This is a genomic window from Planktothrix agardhii (genome assembly GCF_904830935.1).
Lineage (GTDB): Bacteria > Cyanobacteriota > Cyanobacteriia > Cyanobacteriales > Microcoleaceae > Planktothrix > Planktothrix agardhii.
In genome coordinates this window covers 1,350,743-1,368,797 of the sequence record NZ_LR882952.1, presented here as the reverse complement: position 1 = coordinate 1,368,797, position 18,055 = coordinate 1,350,743, and the positions used below count along the sequence as shown (strand labels likewise).

Here is an 18,055-nt window from a genome sequence, read left to right as displayed (position 1 = left end):
ATAGGCATTCTATGGGTAGGAGTGAAAATTTTACAAAATTTTGTCACGGTGGTCTGATAGTTACCAGTACCCTATTACTGGTTGTTTCCCTATTTTCTCGTCAAGGTCTTTCTGAAAACTCTCCAACCCTAATCTCCTTTGGAACAGAAACCCTGGAACCTCTGACCCCCGAGCACGAGATTCCAGTTGTCAAATCAATCCCATTCCTTTCCCCTTCAACCATAACGCCCTCGGAAGTTGCTGATATTCCTGGGATTCCTCCTCTACAAACCCTGAACTTTGCGGATTTCTCAAGACAAGGGGTTTCTGGAGAATCTTGTAATTTCGGGAATTGTCCCACTTTGGCCCAAGCCGCACCGATTAATATTCCCCCCCAGGTACCCCAACCCGATCCGAACCGCGATCGCTTTTTACCCCGACCTCCAATTCCCCCCAAACCCGAACCCCCGCCAAATCCTGAATTAACCCCCACTCCTACCCCCGCCCCTACCCCGTCAACGGATGAAACCCCGATTCCGGTTCAACAGATTAACGTTACTGGTAGCACTATTCTCACCTTAGAAGAAATTAAAACCTTAGTTAACCCACTAGAAAACACTTCTACCACCCTCACCCAAATACGGGAACTAGCCGATAAAATTACCGCCATTTATTTAGAACAGGGTTACATTACCTCCAGAGCAATTGTTCCCGAACAAACCATTAATAATGGCATTGTCGAGATTCAGGTAATTGAAGGAACCCTAGAAAATATCGAAGTTGAAGGAATAAAACGCCTCCATCCCTCCTATATAACCAGCAGGATTCATTTAGGTGCGACTAAACCCCTCAGTACCGCCGCCTTAGAAAACCAATTGCGACTATTAAGAATTAACCCCTTATTTGAAACCGTAGAAGCCAGTTTAAGAGCCGGAACCCAAGAAGGTCAGAGTATTTTAATTGTGCGGGTGGTAGAAGCACCGCCCTTTGGGGTGAGTTTGAATGTGGATAACTATTCGCCCCCGAGTATTGGTTCGGAACGCATGGGAATTAGTGTCCGTCATCTTAACCTCACAGGTCGCGGGGACTTCCTGGGACTGTCTTATAATACCACTCGCTTAATTGCTAATGGGGATTCTGATATTATCGACGCTTTGTATAGTATTCCGATTAACCCCATGAACGGAACTATACAACTGAGAGTTCAACCTTACCAAAATCGGATCACTCAAGAGCCATTCAACGCGCTGAATATTGAAGGGAAATCTCAACGTTACGAAATTAGCTATCGTCAACCAATTATCCGTAACCCAATCTCTGAATTTGCTCTCTCTTTTGGCTTTGCTTACCAAGACAGTCAAACCTTTTTAGACAATAACGGAGAACCCTTTGCCTCCGGGCCAGATCGGAACGGGGTGACTCGCACCAGTGTGCTGAAATTTGGACAGGATTATCTGATTCGAGATACACAAGGGGCTTGGGCCTTGCGATCGCAATTTAACCTCGGTTTAGATATCCTCGGCGCCACCGATGTCAGTACCCCCAATGCGGCATTTTTCAGTTGGTTAGGTCAAGTCCAACGGGTACAACGTTTAGGGGAAAATAATCTCCTAATTGCCCAAGGGGATATTCAATTATCGGCTGATCCGTTATTTCCCTCACAACAATTTGTTATCGGAGGTGCTTTATCCCTGAGAGGATATCGTCAAAATGTGCGGGCTGGGGATAATGGCTTTCGGATTTCCTTTGAAGATCGAATTACCCTAGATCGCAATAAAGACTCCGAACCTGTGTTTCAACTGGCTCCATTTCTCGATTTTGGTGGGGTTTGGAATCATGATCGCAACCCTAATAAAATTATCGGCAAAACCTTTTTAGCAGGTGCAGGACTAGGATTAATTTGGCAACCCGTTAACGGCTTAAATCTTCGCCTAGACTATGGGATTCCCTTAATTAGTATTAGCGATCGGGGTAATAATATTCAAGATGATGGGATTTATTTTAGTGTGACTTATACACCTTAATCAGTTATCAGTAAACAGTTATCAGTTAAAATACGGATTATGATTAAGCTACTTTCTCAAGTGATTAAATTCTGGTTCTGTAATTCCCATTTGCTTCAAAATTTGGGACAATAGCCAACCGCCTATTTCAGTATTCCCATGAATTGGGATTGTTGTTGCTCGTCCATCAGGATGTTGCCAACGAGCATGACTTCCTTTTTGTCTAACTTTTTCAAACCCTAATTTTTGGGCAACTTTTTCTAACTCTTTAACTTTAGCTGGCATTGGCAACTACCAACTCAACATCTTCTGGTAATGTCTCTCCTCTGTCTTGATATTCTTCCTGAATCATTTCAAAAACATAAATTAATTCAGATAAAGCTGCTTCTGAACTTTTTCCCCAAGCATGACAACCCGAAATGGCTGGAACATAAGCGACAAATGTTCCATTATCATCAGGACGGGTAACAATCGTATAGTCTTGTAAAATCTTCATAGCTATCTAATCACGCACATAATATCCAGAATTAGTTAATTCAATCCTATCTAAATCTAGGTATTTTGGCTACCATTAACCCCAAAAACCGGGTTTCTTGAAGAAACCCGGTTTTTAATCCCCAAATATGAAATTTGATGAGAGATGTTACAGATGCTCCCTCTAACATCCATTAAATACTTTTGTTCCAGTATTCTAAACCCGTCAAAATTACATCTTCTAACCACTGCTTGAAGCGTTCTATTAAATTATCTTCTTCGTCTGCGTAAGAAAACTGGAATGGGGAATCTGTTAAAGACTCAATATCACTAATATTGCTTTTATCTTCCTCAGAATCATCTCTATGATAAGCACAAGCAGTACATACAAGCAATCCCCGGTATTCATGTCCTAGAACATGAAATGAAAGAAGAAGCATTGTTGATGTTTCTACATTAATAACTAATTGAATCCAAGTGTGGTAATTCCGAAGATTTGCAAAGTATCCCAACTGTTTGGCTGTTTGGAGCACTTGATAGCGATGATAATATGAGCGATCATCATTACTAGGAGCAGGAATCGTAAAAACCTCTGCATTATTAACGAAATTCTGGATAGATAACTTAATTTCATCAGCAACGTCTTCTAGGCGATTAGAAGCTATATCAAATAATTTTGAGGCAAAGCTTTCAGCCTTCTGGCATCGTTCTTGAATAGATGCTGGTTGATTTTGTTTAAATTTTTCAGCGATAGAAGAAATGATAGCTTTAGTTCGTCGCGTCTCTGATAATACCTGCTCTGACAGACCCAGGCTTCTTAAGAAAGATTGCTTTTGACTCTTAGCAAAAAGATTAATTAAGCTGGATAGATTACCCTGATCTGCCTCTTCCAAAGCTGCGATGTAGACTGCTCGATCATCACGAGTGAGAACCAAAGGAAACCAACTAGCTTGGATAAATACTAAACTAGCTAAACAACGAGCAACACGACCATTTCCATCTTGAAATGGATGAACTTGTGTAAATCGATGATGTAACCATGCAGACTCAATCTCAGGAGGAACTTTTTGATCACAATGTTGATGATGTAACACAATCAGTTTATCCATCTCAGAGGCAACTTGCTCGGGAGGACAGTAATGATGAACAGAACCGTCCGGTCGCAAAGGATTGTTCGGTTGATGTTTCCAATCACCTTTTATTAAAGAGACACGAAATATTTTTCCTGTACCTGGCTCTAGGGCTTCTGTACTGTCTTGACTCTGAGTTAAAAGTTGATGTAACTGCTTGATATAGGAAGTTGATAGCGTTCTTTGCCCACCTACAAAATCAAATAATCCTTCAATTGCTGCCTCTTGATCTTTAATCAGAGAAACTACCTGTTTAACTGGACGATCTGTGGCTCCATGAGGAATTAACGCTTCATTAATTCCCTGTTCGATCAGCAAACGAGTGATCCCACGATCTATTGTGTACAAGCGCTCCATTATTCCGGTTTCAATTGCTATTTCCCTGCGTAGTTTCTCATTGAAAGATTGAAACTCACTAGATTGACGTAGACGCTCTGCTTGCTCGTTCCAAACAGTTACTAGAGGTGGCAATTCAGAACTTGCCAAATTCTTCCAGTCTGAATGTAAGTCTTCTATTGGTTCCCACAACATAAACCTTTGCCTCCATTGACATAAATTGATTCTAACTTTCTTGTCTTCTGATAGATAGTCTTTTGGCTACCTTTCTACTGAACTTAGAACAAATTTGATCAACCCCGTTGTTGCGTTTGGGCGCAATCAGAAACCTATAATAAAAACAATTAACCTCAATCTCCTCGTTTCTAGGTTCTACCTAGAAATGATATTAATGGAGGCTCCGCCTCCTTTTATTTGAGGCAGAGCCTCAAAGTTGGCATTCCAATGCAGAGCATTGGAACGAGGGAGCGAGGGGACGAGGGACGAGGGAACAAAATATTAGCAACTTAACATTGTCACCCAATTATGAGGATCTGAGAAAAAATTATGACTTATCAACACTTGGTCTGGTATGATGTTCTCAAATGATAATCAAAGTGGATCTAAATTTTGATTGTCTTTTACATTGAGATAAATCAATCCAATCTTCCATAGTCTTATCTATACTTATATGACTGATGCAAACTGGAATAGAATTTTAGACAGTATACCCGATCTAGCTTCTGAAGCTATTGTTAGCGATTACTTTGTTAAGCCCTTGTTAAAGGCTCTAGGGTTTAGTATTGAGGAACAATACCCCGAATTTGCTACGGGTTCTGGGACAGTAGATTTTGCGGCTCGAAAAAACCAAGGCAGTGATACTTTTAATCAATCAAAAACCAATCCTTATCTGTTGGTAGAAGTTAAAGGTCGAGCTATTGGTACGGGAGCCAAAATAAATCTCATGGAGAAAACACCGACGGGTCAAAAAACTCAAAACCAAATTAAACAATATTTGCTATCCCCTAACTGTAAAACTGCTGAATGGGGAATTATTACAAATTCAATCCATATTCAACTTTTTCGGCGACATGGTAAGGTCGTTCATCCTGCCACACCTTGTTGGCTAATTAAAAATGATAATATCCTAGATATTGTTACTCGTATTAAGGATTTGATCGAGAATCCCTTACCTGCTTTAGTCGTTAGTCTCTACAATGATAAAGGAGGTGTGGGCAAAACAACAACTACAATCAATCTAGCTTCTATCTTACGGAGACAGAAAAAGAATGTTTTAGTGATTGACTTTGATCCTCAACAGCGAGACTTAACAGATTCACTGGGTTTACAACCTACAAAAACCAAGTTATCTGATTGTTTAATTGATCGGTTTTTAAACATTAAAGATGCCATTCAGCCTTTTAAAGTTAAAACTAAATCTGGAGAGGTTCGACTTTTTGACGTTATCCCTTCAGATTCGGGTTTAGAGAAATTTATGCTTTATGAACACCAAGCCAAAGTTCAAAATTGGGCTACAAGGTTAAAATATTTATTAGATACTTTAAAAGGTAATTATGATTATATTTTGATCGATGCACCGACAAACTGGACGTTTTTTAGTCAAGCTTGTGTTTATGCCTCTGATGTTGTTTTAATGCCAACTAAACACACGAATTTTGCCTCCTTAAAAAATGCCAGTAAAGTCATCCTAGAATTTATTCCTGAAATGCAAGAACTAAGAGATAAAAAAGGAGAGTATGGCCCGATTCCTCTGCCTATTTTTTTTAATGAACATAAACCAACAGAGACTTCATTGAAACGAGCTAACCATGAAATCAAGTCGATCATTTCTTTGAATCATGATTTATTACCGTACTTTTATCCAAAACATACAAAAGGTAGTCCAGATCAAACAATATTCAGTATTCCAGAATATGCTATTGTTGCAAGTGCCGCCTTTGAACGCATACCTGCCGTATTTAAGCATAAAACTGTAAACGATTATTATCTTTCTTTAGCACAGGAGTATTTTCTTTATGAGTGATTTTGATAATATTGGTAAATTAATGCACTTGCCTTTAATTGATATTGAACCCGGACAAGAAATTACAGAACCGGAATTTTTTGTTTCGAGTGCAGCCGAAGCTATTTTACAAGCAAATGGACGAAATTGGGTTCCGGTGATTGTGCAGGAAATAGCAGATTATCAGTATCAAGCGGTGAGTAATCATTTTGTCTATGCAGCGGCTCAAAAAGCACAAATAGAAAGGGTTTGGTGTATTGTTATTGATCCAAAACCTTCTAATATTGAACAAGCTAAAATTTTAACAAGAGAAGCGAATCCGGTTGTTAATGTTAATTTATGTACAGCTTCCAGAGATACAATTCTAGCAGCACTCCGCTATTTACAATCTGAACCTGGAAGTCCTTTAAAAACAAAAACAGTAGATTTAATTAAAGTAACAGACCGTATTCTTGAATCTGATCGAGAAACTTGGGCTGATTTTAATAAACTTACAAAGTTAAAATGCGGAATTACAAAAGAAAACCAATTAGACTGTTTAAAACAAGTTTTTTACTGTAAACCTTTACCGAAAAAAGAGATTCCGCCAGCACCTGAACCTGTATCTATTAAAAAAGCCAACCGAGATCAAATTTTTGAGCGTCTCAATTATTTATCTATTAATAAAATAGATAAATTTGATAAAATAGATCCGGAGCAATTAGCTGATACTCTATTTACAACTCCTAAAGGTAAATGGAAAAGTTTAAATCCTATTTTAAAGCTTGATTGTGGAGTGAGTAAAAATCAAATTCAAAAAACTCTAAAAACCGTATTTTCTTTATAAATAATAGAGAAATATTATATTGATTGAGCGATCGCTCTTTGGAATTTAGGGGGGTTGAGATGCGATCGCTATTAAGGATTTTGAAGCATTTTAAGTATATGTTTAGCTAAATTCTGATTAATTTCTCAATGTCTAGCAAACAGAAGGAATATTATTGCTACTAAATTCGTGATACAAGTCTAATAAATTTTGTTTTAATTCTTCTAAAGAAATTCCTTGAGTCCAATAATCAGGATATTCTTCTAAGTAACCAAGAAACATATCCTCATCTTGCCAATAAATGTATTTTTGCTTATCCATTGCTTTAATGTTAATTTTGATAGCTATGCCAAATATTATATCAACAAAATAATGAAATTAGGAATGAAAAACCAATAAGGTGACTAATTGAGCAATAGTTTACCGTATATCAAGGCTTCTGGGGTTTAATTGTGCAAGTTATTTATTTTTCATTCTCCTCGTTTCTAGGTTCTACCTAGAAATGATATTAATGGAGGCTCCGCCTCCTGTTATTTGAGACAGAGCCTCAAGTTTTCATTCCAATGCAGAGCATTGGAACGAGGGAAGTATTACTCTTATTGATTAATTTGAGAGGCAAATTGAGGACAAAAATGTTTGGTAGCTAAGAGAAAACGAAAAATAACAAAGCGAAGATTAGCTCTGTATGTTGCTGAACCTTCATCTTGTTGAGACAGTTTTTCAGATTCAGATTTAATAATGTCTTGGTAAGATTTGCCTGATTGAAAAGCAGCACAAAATTTTTTTGCCTCATTAACTTCTCCATCCGGTGAATTTTTAATTGTGCTTAATAGAAGACTTCTTACCAAAGGTTCTTCCTGAGAATTAGCCAAGTTTTTATAGTCTTCAATAAAAACTTGTTCTACTGATAAGTTATTCAAAATTTGAGCAGGATTTTGAATAGTAGAATTTAATCTCCCACACATATAAGTCGGAATTCGCATATTTTGATTGAGAGAATTGATCCAAAAGCAACCCTCAACTTCTTGAGCTTTTACTTCTAAAGTTGAAGTTGATTTATCTTCAAATTGTAACTTTATGCTATTAACCTGAATAGTTTGATTTGTTGTATTCGTAATTGTACCTATTATAAAAGGAACCTCTGACCTTTCCCTAATTATTCTTGTACCAGTTAAAGCAATTCCTTTAATAATAGCCGGAGGCTCTAATTCTGCTTTAGATTGAGGTATACAAAGACCATCTAAATTAATAACTCGCTCTGCATGATCAACAATAAAACAACCAGGATTTTCCTGTGCTATAGCAACATTTTGCTGATCAGAAGTTACTAAAATAGAAGTTACTGATACACCCAAAAGTGAAATCAAGCTAATTCCTGCAACTTTATTGAAACCGTTAAATTGATTAAGCATACGTTCTCCTTATGCTTGAAATTCAGCAAGAGAAACCCGAATATTCTTGAATATCTACGGTTTTCATCTAGCTTGCTTCAAGCTTGCGCTAAAATTACCTGGTTTTAATTTGGATTATTCAGATATTGGATAGCGGGGTAAAATCAAGACTTAAAAATCAGATAGCTTCTATTTATTTGGGCTAATTCGCTCAGATGAATAATTACTACACATCATTTCAACTAGGTATTATTATCTGATAATTTGTGATTCTGTACAGTCGGAAAAAGTCGGATTAAGTCGGGAATTTTATAATTTCTTTTTCTGTTAAAAAGTCGGAAAAAATCGGCAAAAGTCGGATTAAGTGGTTGAGGTCGGAAAAAGTCGGCTAAAATAGAGATAAAACTAAGGTTTAACACAGGGTATGGATGTGCAAGAAGTCCTCAGACTAGCCGATCACTTGGTTTTTACCAAGACGGGAAAGCGCCTGGATGATCTTCAAGAAGCGATATTAAGGGGGAGTTTAGAGAACGAAAAATACTCAAAAGTGGCGGATGAGTTTCACTGTTCTGAGGGTCATGTCAAGGATATTGCTTCTGATTTATGGAAAGTTCTCTCCGATGCTTTAGGGGAAGAAGTGAGAAAATCTAATTTACGTTCAACTCTGAAGCGACAAAGATATTCTAATTTCTTAAATTTTGCTAAAGATTCTGTACAAATTAATCATATTAATGTTTGTCATGAACCTCCTTTATCCTCAGATGATTCTGTTACGCCTAAAAACAATAAAAATGAACCTTTATTAAGAGTTAATTTAGATGATGCACCGGATGTTTATGAATTTTTTGGACGAACAGAAGAACTGGAAACTTTAATAGATTGGATACTCGAACAACGCTGTCGAGTGGTGATGCTTTTGGGGATGAGTGGAATCGGAAAAACAGCATTAGCGGTCAAATTAGTTCAAGAGATTCAAGAAAATTTTGATGCGGTAATTTGGCAAAGTTTGGAGACTGCACCCGCTTTAAATGAATTATTAATAAATTTACTGCAATTTTTATTAGGTGAATCTGCAAGTCAACTTCCGATCAATTTGAATGAACAATTGAGTGAATTAATGAAAGTATTGCGATCGCAACGTTGCTTAATTATTTTAGATGATTTTCAAACTTTATTTAATTCTGGTCAATTAGCTGGAAATTATCGACCCAATCTTGAGAATTATCGGTTATTTATTAAAAAAATCAGTCAATTAAATCACCAAAGCTGTATTATACTAAATAGTTGGGAATTACCAAAAGATTTAATTGAATCAAGAAAGAAAAATACAGCGATACATTATTTATTGCTTTCTGGTTTAGGAGAATCAGCAAAAGATTTGTTAAAAGCTCAGGGATTATCAGATATTGAAAATTGGAATACTTTACTTAATTATTATGGAGGAAACCCATATTTTTTAAATAGTATTTCTACAGTTATTAAAAATTTATTTGGAGGTAAAGTTTCTGAATTTTTAGACTATGAAACTTTATTTCTAGGAGAGGATTTAATGGAAAGTTTGACCCAACAATTTAATCGGTTATCGGAATTAGAGCAAAAAATTATTATTCATTTAGGACAAATTCCTAATGGTATTTTGCTATCAGAATTACAATCTAATCTAAAAATATCTCATTCAGATGTATTAAAAGCCTTAGCTTCTTTAGGACAAAGGTGTTGGATTGAAAGATTAGAATTAGAAAGTCGCATCTATTTTACCCTTCAACCGATGCTGAAATATTATATAGCGAGTCTAGTTGATGGAGGCTCCGCCTCCTGTTATTTGAGGCAGAGCCTCAAAATTGGCATTCCAATGCAGAGCATTGGAACGAGGGGAAACGAGGGGAAGATTACAATTAGAAAGTCGCATCTATTTTGGGGATACTGAATGGACAGACAACACACCCTAAATCAGAATTTTGCAAAAATTAACATTTAACGGGGTTAGTTTTGATCAAGGAATTTTTAGGGTAAATAATCAGTAAAATTGCTTAGTCCTTTTGGCCAAAAATTCCTGAATTACGATGGGATACCAGAGTCAATGATCACTCTTTAACTGATGACTGATTAGGGTAAAGGGTTTTATGGGGGTAACTTTTGGACATTTCAACCCAACCTAGTTTTTATTTTTTTGCTTATTGTAACTATTTTTATATAAAAAGTAACATAAAAAATTAAAAAATATTGCTTTGAGTCTTAAAATTGATTCTGATTTGATATAGTGTAAATTAATATTTAATCCGCGATAAATCTTGAATTTATTGCCCTATCCATTAAAATCACCCCTTTCCTTTCTGGGGTAGTTAGACAATAATGGCTGTATCAAACCAAGAAAACCACTGCCAACAGTCAACAGTTTTTAATCAAAACCGATAAGGAGAAAAAATCGTGAAATTAGCAGTCTACGGTAAAGGCGGAATCGGTAAATCAACCACAAGCTGTAACATTTCTGCCGCTTTAGCCAAACGGGGTAAAAAAGTCCTGCAAATTGGATGCGATCCCAAACACGACAGCACCTTTACCCTCACAGGGGTTTTAATTCCCACGATTATTGATACCTTGCAGGAAAAAGACTTTCACTATGAAGATATTTGGCCAGAAGATGTGATTTACCCCGGCTATGCCGGGGTTGATTGTGTCGAAGCGGGGGGCCCTCCGGCGGGTGCAGGATGTGGCGGTTACGTCGTGGGAGAAACCGTCAAACTCCTGAAAGAACTCAACGCCTTTGACGAATACGATATCATCCTGTTTGATGTCTTAGGGGACGTGGTTTGCGGTGGTTTTGCCGCCCCCCTGAACTATGCCGACTATTGCGTAATTGTCACCGATAACGGTTTTGATGCCCTATTTGCAGCTAACCGGATCGCCGCTTCGGTACGCGAAAAAGCCCGGACTCACCCCCTACGGTTAGCGGGTTTAATTGGCAACCGCACATCCAAACGGGATCTGATTGAAAAATACATTGAAACCGTCCCCATGCCCGTGTTAGAAGTGTTGCCATTAATCGAAGATATTCGGGTTTCTCGCGTTAAGGGAAAAACCCTATTTGAGATGGCCGAAACCGATCCGTCCCTCAACTATGTCTGTGATTATTACCTAAATATTGCCGATCAACTATTATCCCAACCTGAAGGAGTCGTCCCCCAAGACACCCCGGATCGGGAATTATTCTCGTTGTTATCAGATTTTTATCTGAATCCGATTCAACCCCTTGTTCAAAGTCACGATCCTGAGCTAGACCTGATGATGGTTTAATATGTCTAGCTATCTCAGGATGAGGATATAGAGGTTATGGCTTTCTTCAAAGACTTTTCCGTCGCACTTAAAGATAAGTGGTTGCAATATTACCAGGCCAATCGGGATTGGCTGGTGCTGCAAATGGATTTGAATTCAATCCCGACCCCAGATGGCGGTCGAAGACCTGCCTCATCCCTCATTTTGGGAACGATCAACGCGCTTGACCCCGAGGCAGCCCAACTAATGTTGCCATTTTCGAGGCTCAATCCCGATCCCGAAAAACTGATTGAGGTGTTAGGGCTACATTTTGACCCGGATTTGGCGTTGGCGGGTAGGTCTACATCGGAACAGCCTGCAACCGTTGCGGTTCCAGCCTATCAAGCCCCAGCCGTTGCCCCAGGTTATGCTCCATCGCCGGAAATACCCCTATTCGTGGCTAAGGCTGTCCCGGGATATCATCATCCAGCACCTCCAGAAACATTGAGTTTGGAGGAGGACATCACCCCAGCACAAACACTCAATGTTGCGGGTGCTGTGGCGGCAGTGGCGGGCGCTACTGCGGTTGTGGGTGTGGCTGCGGTGATGGAGAAAACCCAGGATGACTTCAATCTCGAATATGATGACTTGGGCATGGGGGATCTGGGTTTAGATATCGACACAGAGACCGCTAACATAGCCGAGGAAGACTTTGAGCTTGAGTTGGAGGATGAATCAGAATCTCTGGGGACTGATGACCTAGACATGGATTTGGAGTCCGATGATTTGGATATGAGTTTGGAGTCCGATGAACTTGAGTCCGATGATTTGGATATGAGTTTGGAGTCCGATGAACTTGAGTCCGATGATTTGGATATGAGTTTGGAGTCCGATGAACTTGAGTCCGATGATTTGGATATGAGTTTAGAATCCGATGAACTTGAGTCCAATGATTTGGATTTTGGGCTAGAGTCGGAAACAACATCGGCGGAATTGGACATCAATACCGACTCTGATGTCTGGGCAGATGATGTTCAGACCGAACTGGGCGAAGAAAATGGTTTAACCGGTGAACTCGATCTCAGTTTAGATGCCTCCGATGATCTGGGTTTAGATGGGATGGACGATTTTGGGTTAGAAGCGGACGAACTCGGTTCAGAAGGTTTAGGAGGGTTGGAATTAGGAGATACGGATTCCGGTCTGGATGATGATCTCGGTGATTTCGGGTTAGAAGATAGTTCCTCCAATGGCTTAGGTCTTGATGCTGGTGGAGATTTAGATGATTTGGGATTAGGAGATGATGATTTAGGGGAGTTTAATCTCGACGATATGGGGGATTTAACCACGGGAGATATGGATGATATCGATATCGAAGGGTTAACTGGTTCTTCAGATGATGATGAAATTTCCCTGTCGGATTTTAAATAATTTACCGACCTAGTTTCCTAATCCTTAATCGGGTTTGGACTTTGAATCTGCACGATTCAAAGTCATAGATAGTCTTGTCAAATTTTGATTAACAAACATCCGATTAAGAGGAAAAAATTATGACCGTTGCTCAACCACAACCGGAAGGTTTAACTTTTGAGTGTGAAACCGGAAATTATCACACCTTTTGTCCGATTAGTTGTGTCGCTTGGTTATACCAAAAAATTGAAGATAGTTTCTTTTTAGTGATTGGGACAAAAACCTGCGGCTATTTTCTGCAAAATGCCATGGGGGTGATGATTTTTGCCGAGCCCCGTTATGCGATGGCAGAATTAGAAGAAGGGGATATTTCCGCTAAACTGAATGATTATGATGAATTAAAGCGGTTGTGTTTACAAATTAAACGAGATCGCAACCCCAGTGTGATTATTTGGATCGGCACTTGCACTACTGAAATTATTAAAACGGATTTGGAAGGTTTAGCGCCGAAATTAGAATCAGAAATTGGAATTCCGATTGTGGTCGCCCGGGCTAATGGCTTAGATTATGCCTTTACTCAAGGGGAAGATACTGTATTAGCAGCCATGGCAGCCCGTTGTCCTGATAAAGCTCCGGTGGCAGAAACAGAAAAAAATGAACGAAATGCGATTCAAAAATTACTGAATTTTGGCAAACAAAAAGAAGATGTTGCTCAAGAAGAATCGGAATATGCTAATCATCCGCCCTTAGTTTTATTTGGTTCTTTACCTGATCCTGTTGTTACTAATTTAACCTTAGAATTGAAGAAGCAAGGGATTAAAGTTTCCGGGTGGTTACCTGCAAAACGTTATACAGAATTACCTGTATTAGAAGAAGGGTATTATGTAGCAGGAGTTAATCCATTTTTATCTCGAACTGCTACAACATTAATGCGGCGTCGTAAGTGTAAATTAATTGGTGCGCCGTTCCCCATTGGCCCCGATGGAACTCGAGCTTGGATTGAAAAAATCTGTTCTGTTTTTAATATTGAACCCAAGGGTTTAGATGAACGGGAAGCACAAATTTGGGCGAGTATGGAAGATTATCTTCAAATCGTTCGGGGAAAATCTGTGTTTTTCATGGGGGATAATTTATTAGAGGTTTCTTTGGCACGGTTTTTAATTCGTTGCGGAATGACTTGCCCAGAAATTGGTATTCCTTATATGGATAAACGGTATCAGGATGCGGAGTTAAGACTATTAGAAAAAACCTGTCATGAGATGGGTGTTCCTTTACCTACTATTGTGGAAAAACCGGATAATTACAATCAAATTCAACGAATTTATGAGTTAAAACCGGATTTAGTGATCACCGGAATGGCTCATGCTAACCCATTGGAAGCCCGGGGTATTAATACTAAATGGTCGGTGGAATTCACCTTTGCCCAAATGCACGGGTTCACCAATGCACGGGATATTCTGGAGTTAGTAACTCGGCCGTTACGTCGAAATAACAGTCTCAAGGATTTGGGTTGGGATAAGTTAGTTAAGGAAGATGCGAAGGTTTAATTATTTCTTTCCTTTTAGGGAATAAATGATTATAATTAAAAGGGTGATCGAATGCGATCGCCCTCTTTGCTATAATCCTCAGTAATCGGTGCATCAAATAGAAGGAAAATTTTCGTCTCCTCAGAGTAAATATCCAGATCGTTGTGGTAATTAACGAATAAAATAATATCGTTAAACCGTTGGGGATCAATATTTTAGGAAAATCACCCCAAAAAAACCCGGAAAACTTTCAATTCCCTTAAGATTGTTTATGAAATCGTTAAGTTCACAGAAAAGTTAACCCTTTGCTATGACAATGGAAATACTATATAGAGTTCTATTGGATTATGATCGTTAACTCATCAGTTGATGATCCTATCTGGAGGATTTAAGTCTTATGTTCCCCCAAGCTAACCTCCTGACTTTCCTTGAGGTCGTCCCTGTTTGTCACTATGACGCTTCCCTGGAAACCTTGGGATTTATTTTTTCCCAGGGAAATTGTGAACAGGTGGTGATTGTAAACTCCCAATATCAGCCCCTAGGAATGATTTCGTTGCGTCGTTTCCTTCCCTATCTGCTGAATCAGATTCCTGTTTCCCCACCGAGTCAGACTCAACCTTCCCTCAGAGAAATTTTTCAAGCCATCATTGAGCCGGTGATCGGCATTCCATCCCATTTAAACCTACAAGAATTCTGGATCTATTTACAATATCAGAATTCCCAGACTGGGGCGGATCAGACTCAAACTCAAAGTATATCCTTAGCTTTAGTGAATCAGACGGGGGAATTTATCGGATTAATTGATAGTTTACAGGTGTTAGACCATTTGGTAAAGCATTCCCAACCGTTCCCCCCCGTTGAGTCACCGAAAGCGTCGCCCCTTCAAACTTTCGACTGGAAGACAGAAAACTCACTCAAATTAAGTTTTTTATCCCCAAAAGATTCTACCTTACTTAATCATTTAATTGAGTTTTTAAGTGAACTACCTATCCCTTTAATGATTCAACAGAATGATGGCACGATCATAAGTCAAAATTTAGCTTGGCGATCGCTAATTGGGCGAGGATCAGAAGTTGTACAGGAAGTTGCAGAAGCAGTAACCCGTTGGACTGAAACCCCTGAACTATTTTCTGAGCAGGAAAACGGGCTGAATTCCCCTTTAGAAACTACTGGAAACTTGGGATTTTTATCTAACCCCTTAACCCATGTTGCTGAACCTTTAGCCTCAAATTCAGCCTCCTTAGAAATGCCCCAATGGTGTCAATTTGGGAACAAACCCGATACTTATATTTGCATTTGTCCTGTTACTCAAAATCAGGAGCGGGTATGGCAATTTACCCGTCAACGGTTGAACCCAGAATCAGAAATCGCATTATGTTTAGAACAAAAGACTAATGACCTGTGGTTAGTGTTAGCTCAAGATATTACAGAACAGCATCGAGTTGCCCAGGAACTCACTGCTAAAAATACCGATTTAATTCAACTAAATCGCATCAAAGATGAGTTTATGGCTTGTATTAGTCATGAACTAAAAACTCCTTTAACGGCAATTTTAGGTCTATCGAGTTTATTAAAAGATCAAGTCTTAGGGGAACTCAATGAAAGACAAACCCGTTATGCCCAACTAATTCATAAAAGTGGTCGTCACCTGATGTTAGTGGTGAATGATATTCTGGATTTAACCCGCATAGAAACCGGACAATTAGAGTTAGTTCCTGAACCTTTACATATTCATACCGTTTGTCAAGCTGCCTTTGATTTAGCAATTCAACATTACCAAAGCCAGGATAAATCGGATATTAAACTACAAGCAGAAATCCTAGCCCAAGTTAAACGTCGATTTCACTTAGAGATTGAACCCGGTTTAGAAACCTTCGTTGCGGACGAACTTCGCTTACGACAAATGTTAGTCAATTTGTTGTGTAATGCCCTAAAATTTGCCCCCGATGGCAGTGATTTTGGTTTACAAGTTAGTCGTTGGGAAAATTGGGTAGCTTTTACTATTTGGGATCAAGGAATTGGGATTCCTGATGATAAACAACATCTGATTTTTCAAAAATTTCAACAGTTAGAAAGTCCCCTAACCCGTGAATTTGAAGGAACAGGACTAGGGTTAGTATTAACCCAACATTTAGCGCGACTACATGGGGGAGATGTCAGCTTTATTTCTAAACCCAATCAAGGCAGTAAATTTACACTATTATTACCACCAAATCCCCCCCGTCACAATTGGGAATTAAGACATAAAATAGGTAGTCAAGACTCTCAATTTTCGACTTCTACTCCTGTAGTTTCCTCGGAAAAATCTCGGTTAGTATTAATTGTAGAAACCGTTCCCCAATTTATTCAAAACCTGAGCGAACAACTGACTGATTTAGGGTATAGAGTCGTGGTAGCCCGTTCAGGAACAGAAGCGGTTGAAAAAGCTCGTTGTTTACAACCTAGGGCGATTTTATTGAATCCTTTAATTCCTTTATTATCTGGTTGGGATGTTTTAACCCTACTCAAAACCGATCTAAAAACCCATCAAATTCCCGTGATTGTTACCGCCACTTTAGGAGATAAACAACGGGCAAAGATGAATCATTGTGATGGATTTCTCCGCCTTCCGGTTCAAGGGTTAGAGTTAGAAAAAATGTTGGCAGAATTACTCCCAGAAGTTCCATATTCTGTGCCACAACAGTTAATTATTCTTTGGCTGAGTTTATCGGGAAATCCTCAAAATTTAGTCTCAACGGGAGCTTGGGAAAATAAAAACTATATTTATCATTCAGCCTTATTTTTATCTCGATTTTCCCATTGCCGAATTTTAGAAGTAGATGATATTAGTCAAGCCTCCATCATGGCTCAAATTTGGCATCCTAATGTCATGGTTTTAGAGCGAGATAGTTCGATACAAAATCCATCCTATGTTTTACGGGAAATTAGTCAACAAGAAAGTTTAGCCCGTTTGCCCATTGTCACCCTAGACCCCCTGACCACTCAGGTTGCTAATCAAGTTGAAAATTTATCAATTTTTCCTTGTTTAGCTAATTCCCCAGAAGACCAACTCAACTCTCAAAGTTTTCCTTTATCTATCAGTTCAGCTTTATTAGAAGTCGTTCAAATTGCGACCCGTTTAAGTTGGAAACCTAGTATTTTAGTGGTCGATTCTTCTGTTTTACATGAAGAACAATTCGGTCATTTATTAGATTCTGAAGACCCTAATATAAACCCAGAGTTTAATTCTGAATTAATATTAGGGTCTGACAACAACTCCCCCTGTAATTTTGAGAAAAATCCAGCCCGTCTTGATCGGATCAATGATACTAATTTTAAGATCGATCAAGCCCTAGTTCAATATATGGAAATTGCTGGATTTCAAGGAATTATGGGGAAAAATTGGGAAGAAATTATTCGGAAAATTCAATGTAAAAGTTTGGATTTAATATTAATTTGTTTTCGAGGTAAATCTTTTGCTAAGATCGTTGAAGCCTTGTCAACTTTGGAAAAAATAGAATCAAAAATCCCCATAATTATTTTAGCACAATCAGATATTAATATCTTGAATCAGACCCTCAGTAAAAAACAAGGAAATAAACCATCTTCTACCGTTGAATTAGAGGAGCATATTTGGAAAAAAATGGCTATTTATTTGCAATGCTTTACTTCTAGTTTTCCCCTTAAAGTCTTACCCTTTAATTTATCCGTAGATTCTTTGTTGGAGGAAATTAAAGTTTTACTAACTCACCCTAAACCCTATAAATGAAT

Annotated in this window: 13 protein-coding genes; 8 read left to right on the top strand and 5 right to left on the bottom strand. The window is 38.6% G+C overall.

All coding sequences use genetic code 11. The features are described 5' to 3' along the window. Positions 1–11 precede the first annotated feature (11 nt). Entirely contained in the window at positions 12–2,003 is a 1,992-nt protein-coding gene (locus NMG88_RS06370) for a ShlB/FhaC/HecB family hemolysin secretion/activation protein (protein WP_254035224.1), read from the top strand. A gap of 48 nt (positions 2,004–2,051) precedes the next feature. Here the strand turns inward: NMG88_RS06370 and NMG88_RS06365 are convergent, their stop codons facing one another. The 3 genes from NMG88_RS06365 to NMG88_RS06355 form a co-directional block, all read right to left on the bottom strand. Beyond that, a complete protein-coding gene (locus NMG88_RS06365) occupies positions 2,052–2,267 on the bottom strand; it encodes a type II toxin-antitoxin system HicA family toxin (RefSeq protein WP_254033389.1) in 216 nt (71 codons plus the stop codon). Further along, positions 2,257–2,478: a type II toxin-antitoxin system HicB family antitoxin gene (locus NMG88_RS06360; RefSeq protein WP_254033390.1), complete on the bottom strand. Its 222-nt coding sequence runs from the start codon at positions 2,476–2,478 to the stop codon at positions 2,257–2,259. The genes NMG88_RS06365 and NMG88_RS06360 overlap by 11 nt, the downstream gene beginning before the upstream one ends. A gap of 172 nt (positions 2,479–2,650) precedes the next feature. Next, complete coding sequence (locus NMG88_RS06355; RefSeq protein WP_235766232.1) at positions 2,651–4,117, bottom strand: Fic family protein; 1,467 nt, start codon at positions 4,115–4,117, stop codon at positions 2,651–2,653. A gap of 475 nt (positions 4,118–4,592) precedes the next feature. Between NMG88_RS06355 and NMG88_RS06350 the strand changes: the two genes are divergently transcribed. Then, positions 4,593–5,945 (top strand): AAA family ATPase, encoded by a 1,353-nt coding sequence (locus NMG88_RS06350; protein ID WP_254035223.1) that lies wholly within the window; start codon positions 4,593–4,595, stop codon positions 5,943–5,945. Then, positions 5,938–6,750 (top strand): ParB N-terminal domain-containing protein, encoded by an 813-nt coding sequence (locus NMG88_RS06345; protein WP_254035222.1) that lies wholly within the window; start codon positions 5,938–5,940, stop codon positions 6,748–6,750. Before NMG88_RS06350 ends, NMG88_RS06345 begins: the two co-directional genes overlap by 8 nt. Before the next feature lie 132 nt (positions 6,751–6,882). Here the strand turns inward: NMG88_RS06345 and NMG88_RS22465 are convergent, their stop codons facing one another. Together NMG88_RS22465 and NMG88_RS06340 are read right to left on the bottom strand one after the other, a co-directional pair. After that, the gene (locus NMG88_RS22465) at positions 6,883–7,011 is read right to left on the bottom strand and encodes a hypothetical protein (RefSeq protein ID WP_264478049.1); all 129 of its coding nucleotides are present in this window, start codon (positions 7,009–7,011) and stop codon (positions 6,883–6,885) included. 314 nt (positions 7,012–7,325) lie between these two features. Further along, a complete protein-coding gene (locus NMG88_RS06340; RefSeq protein WP_254035221.1) occupies positions 7,326–8,141 on the bottom strand; it encodes a hypothetical protein in 816 nt (271 codons plus the stop codon). A 403-nt stretch (positions 8,142–8,544) separates the two neighbouring features. Here NMG88_RS06340 and NMG88_RS06335 point away from each other — a divergent pair, with 403 nt between their 5' ends. The 5 genes from NMG88_RS06335 to NMG88_RS06315 all read left to right on the top strand — a co-directional run bounded on the left by NMG88_RS06335 (position 8,545) and on the right by NMG88_RS06315 (position 18,053). Then, the gene (locus NMG88_RS06335) at positions 8,545–10,047 is read left to right on the top strand and encodes a helix-turn-helix domain-containing protein (RefSeq protein ID WP_254035220.1); all 1,503 of its coding nucleotides are present in this window, start codon (positions 8,545–8,547) and stop codon (positions 10,045–10,047) included. 500 nt (positions 10,048–10,547) lie between these two features. Further along, on the top strand, positions 10,548–11,414 hold the full coding sequence (gene bchL / locus NMG88_RS06330) for a ferredoxin:protochlorophyllide reductase (ATP-dependent) iron-sulfur ATP-binding protein (protein ID WP_227350274.1): 867 nt from the start codon (positions 10,548–10,550) through the stop codon (positions 11,412–11,414). A 36-nt stretch (positions 11,415–11,450) separates the two neighbouring features. Further along, the gene (locus NMG88_RS06325) at positions 11,451–12,800 is read left to right on the top strand and encodes a DUF5331 domain-containing protein (RefSeq protein ID WP_254035219.1); all 1,350 of its coding nucleotides are present in this window, start codon (positions 11,451–11,453) and stop codon (positions 12,798–12,800) included. 119 nt (positions 12,801–12,919) lie between these two features. Continuing rightward, the gene (locus tag NMG88_RS06320; RefSeq protein ID WP_042152778.1) at positions 12,920–14,326 is read left to right on the top strand and encodes a ferredoxin:protochlorophyllide reductase (ATP-dependent) subunit N; all 1,407 of its coding nucleotides are present in this window, start codon (positions 12,920–12,922) and stop codon (positions 14,324–14,326) included. A gap of 376 nt (positions 14,327–14,702) precedes the next feature. Beyond that, entirely contained in the window at positions 14,703–18,053 is a 3,351-nt protein-coding gene (locus NMG88_RS06315) for a hybrid sensor histidine kinase/response regulator (RefSeq protein ID WP_227350271.1), read from the top strand. The last annotated feature ends 2 nt before the right edge of the window (positions 18,054–18,055 follow it).

Excerpts from the sequence above, each read along its gene's own strand:
- NMG88_RS06335 (WP_254035220.1), top strand. The coding sequence starts at position 8,545 with ATGGATGTGCAAGAAGTCCTCAGACTAGCCGATCACTTGGTTTTTACC.
- NMG88_RS06350 (WP_254035223.1), top strand. The coding sequence starts at position 4,593 with ATGACTGATGCAAACTGGAATAGAATTTTAGACAGTATACCCGATCTA.
- NMG88_RS06340 (WP_254035221.1), bottom strand. The coding sequence starts at position 8,141 with ATGCTTAATCAATTTAACGGTTTCAATAAAGTTGCAGGAATTAGCTTG.
- NMG88_RS06320 (WP_042152778.1), top strand. The coding sequence starts at position 12,920 with ATGACCGTTGCTCAACCACAACCGGAAGGTTTAACTTTTGAGTGTGAA.
- NMG88_RS06325 (WP_254035219.1), top strand. The coding sequence starts at position 11,451 with ATGGCTTTCTTCAAAGACTTTTCCGTCGCACTTAAAGATAAGTGGTTG.
- NMG88_RS06315 (WP_227350271.1), top strand. The coding sequence starts at position 14,703 with ATGTTCCCCCAAGCTAACCTCCTGACTTTCCTTGAGGTCGTCCCTGTT.
- NMG88_RS06355 (WP_235766232.1), bottom strand. The coding sequence starts at position 4,117 with ATGTTGTGGGAACCAATAGAAGACTTACATTCAGACTGGAAGAATTTG.
- NMG88_RS06345 (WP_254035222.1), top strand. The coding sequence starts at position 5,938 with ATGAGTGATTTTGATAATATTGGTAAATTAATGCACTTGCCTTTAATT.
- NMG88_RS06360 (WP_254033390.1), bottom strand. The coding sequence starts at position 2,478 with ATGAAGATTTTACAAGACTATACGATTGTTACCCGTCCTGATGATAAT.
- NMG88_RS22465 (WP_264478049.1), bottom strand. The coding sequence starts at position 7,011 with ATGTTTCTTGGTTACTTAGAAGAATATCCTGATTATTGGACTCAAGGA.
- NMG88_RS06365 (WP_254033389.1), bottom strand. The coding sequence starts at position 2,267 with ATGCCAGCTAAAGTTAAAGAGTTAGAAAAAGTTGCCCAAAAATTAGGG.
- NMG88_RS06370 (WP_254035224.1), top strand. The coding sequence starts at position 12 with ATGGGTAGGAGTGAAAATTTTACAAAATTTTGTCACGGTGGTCTGATA.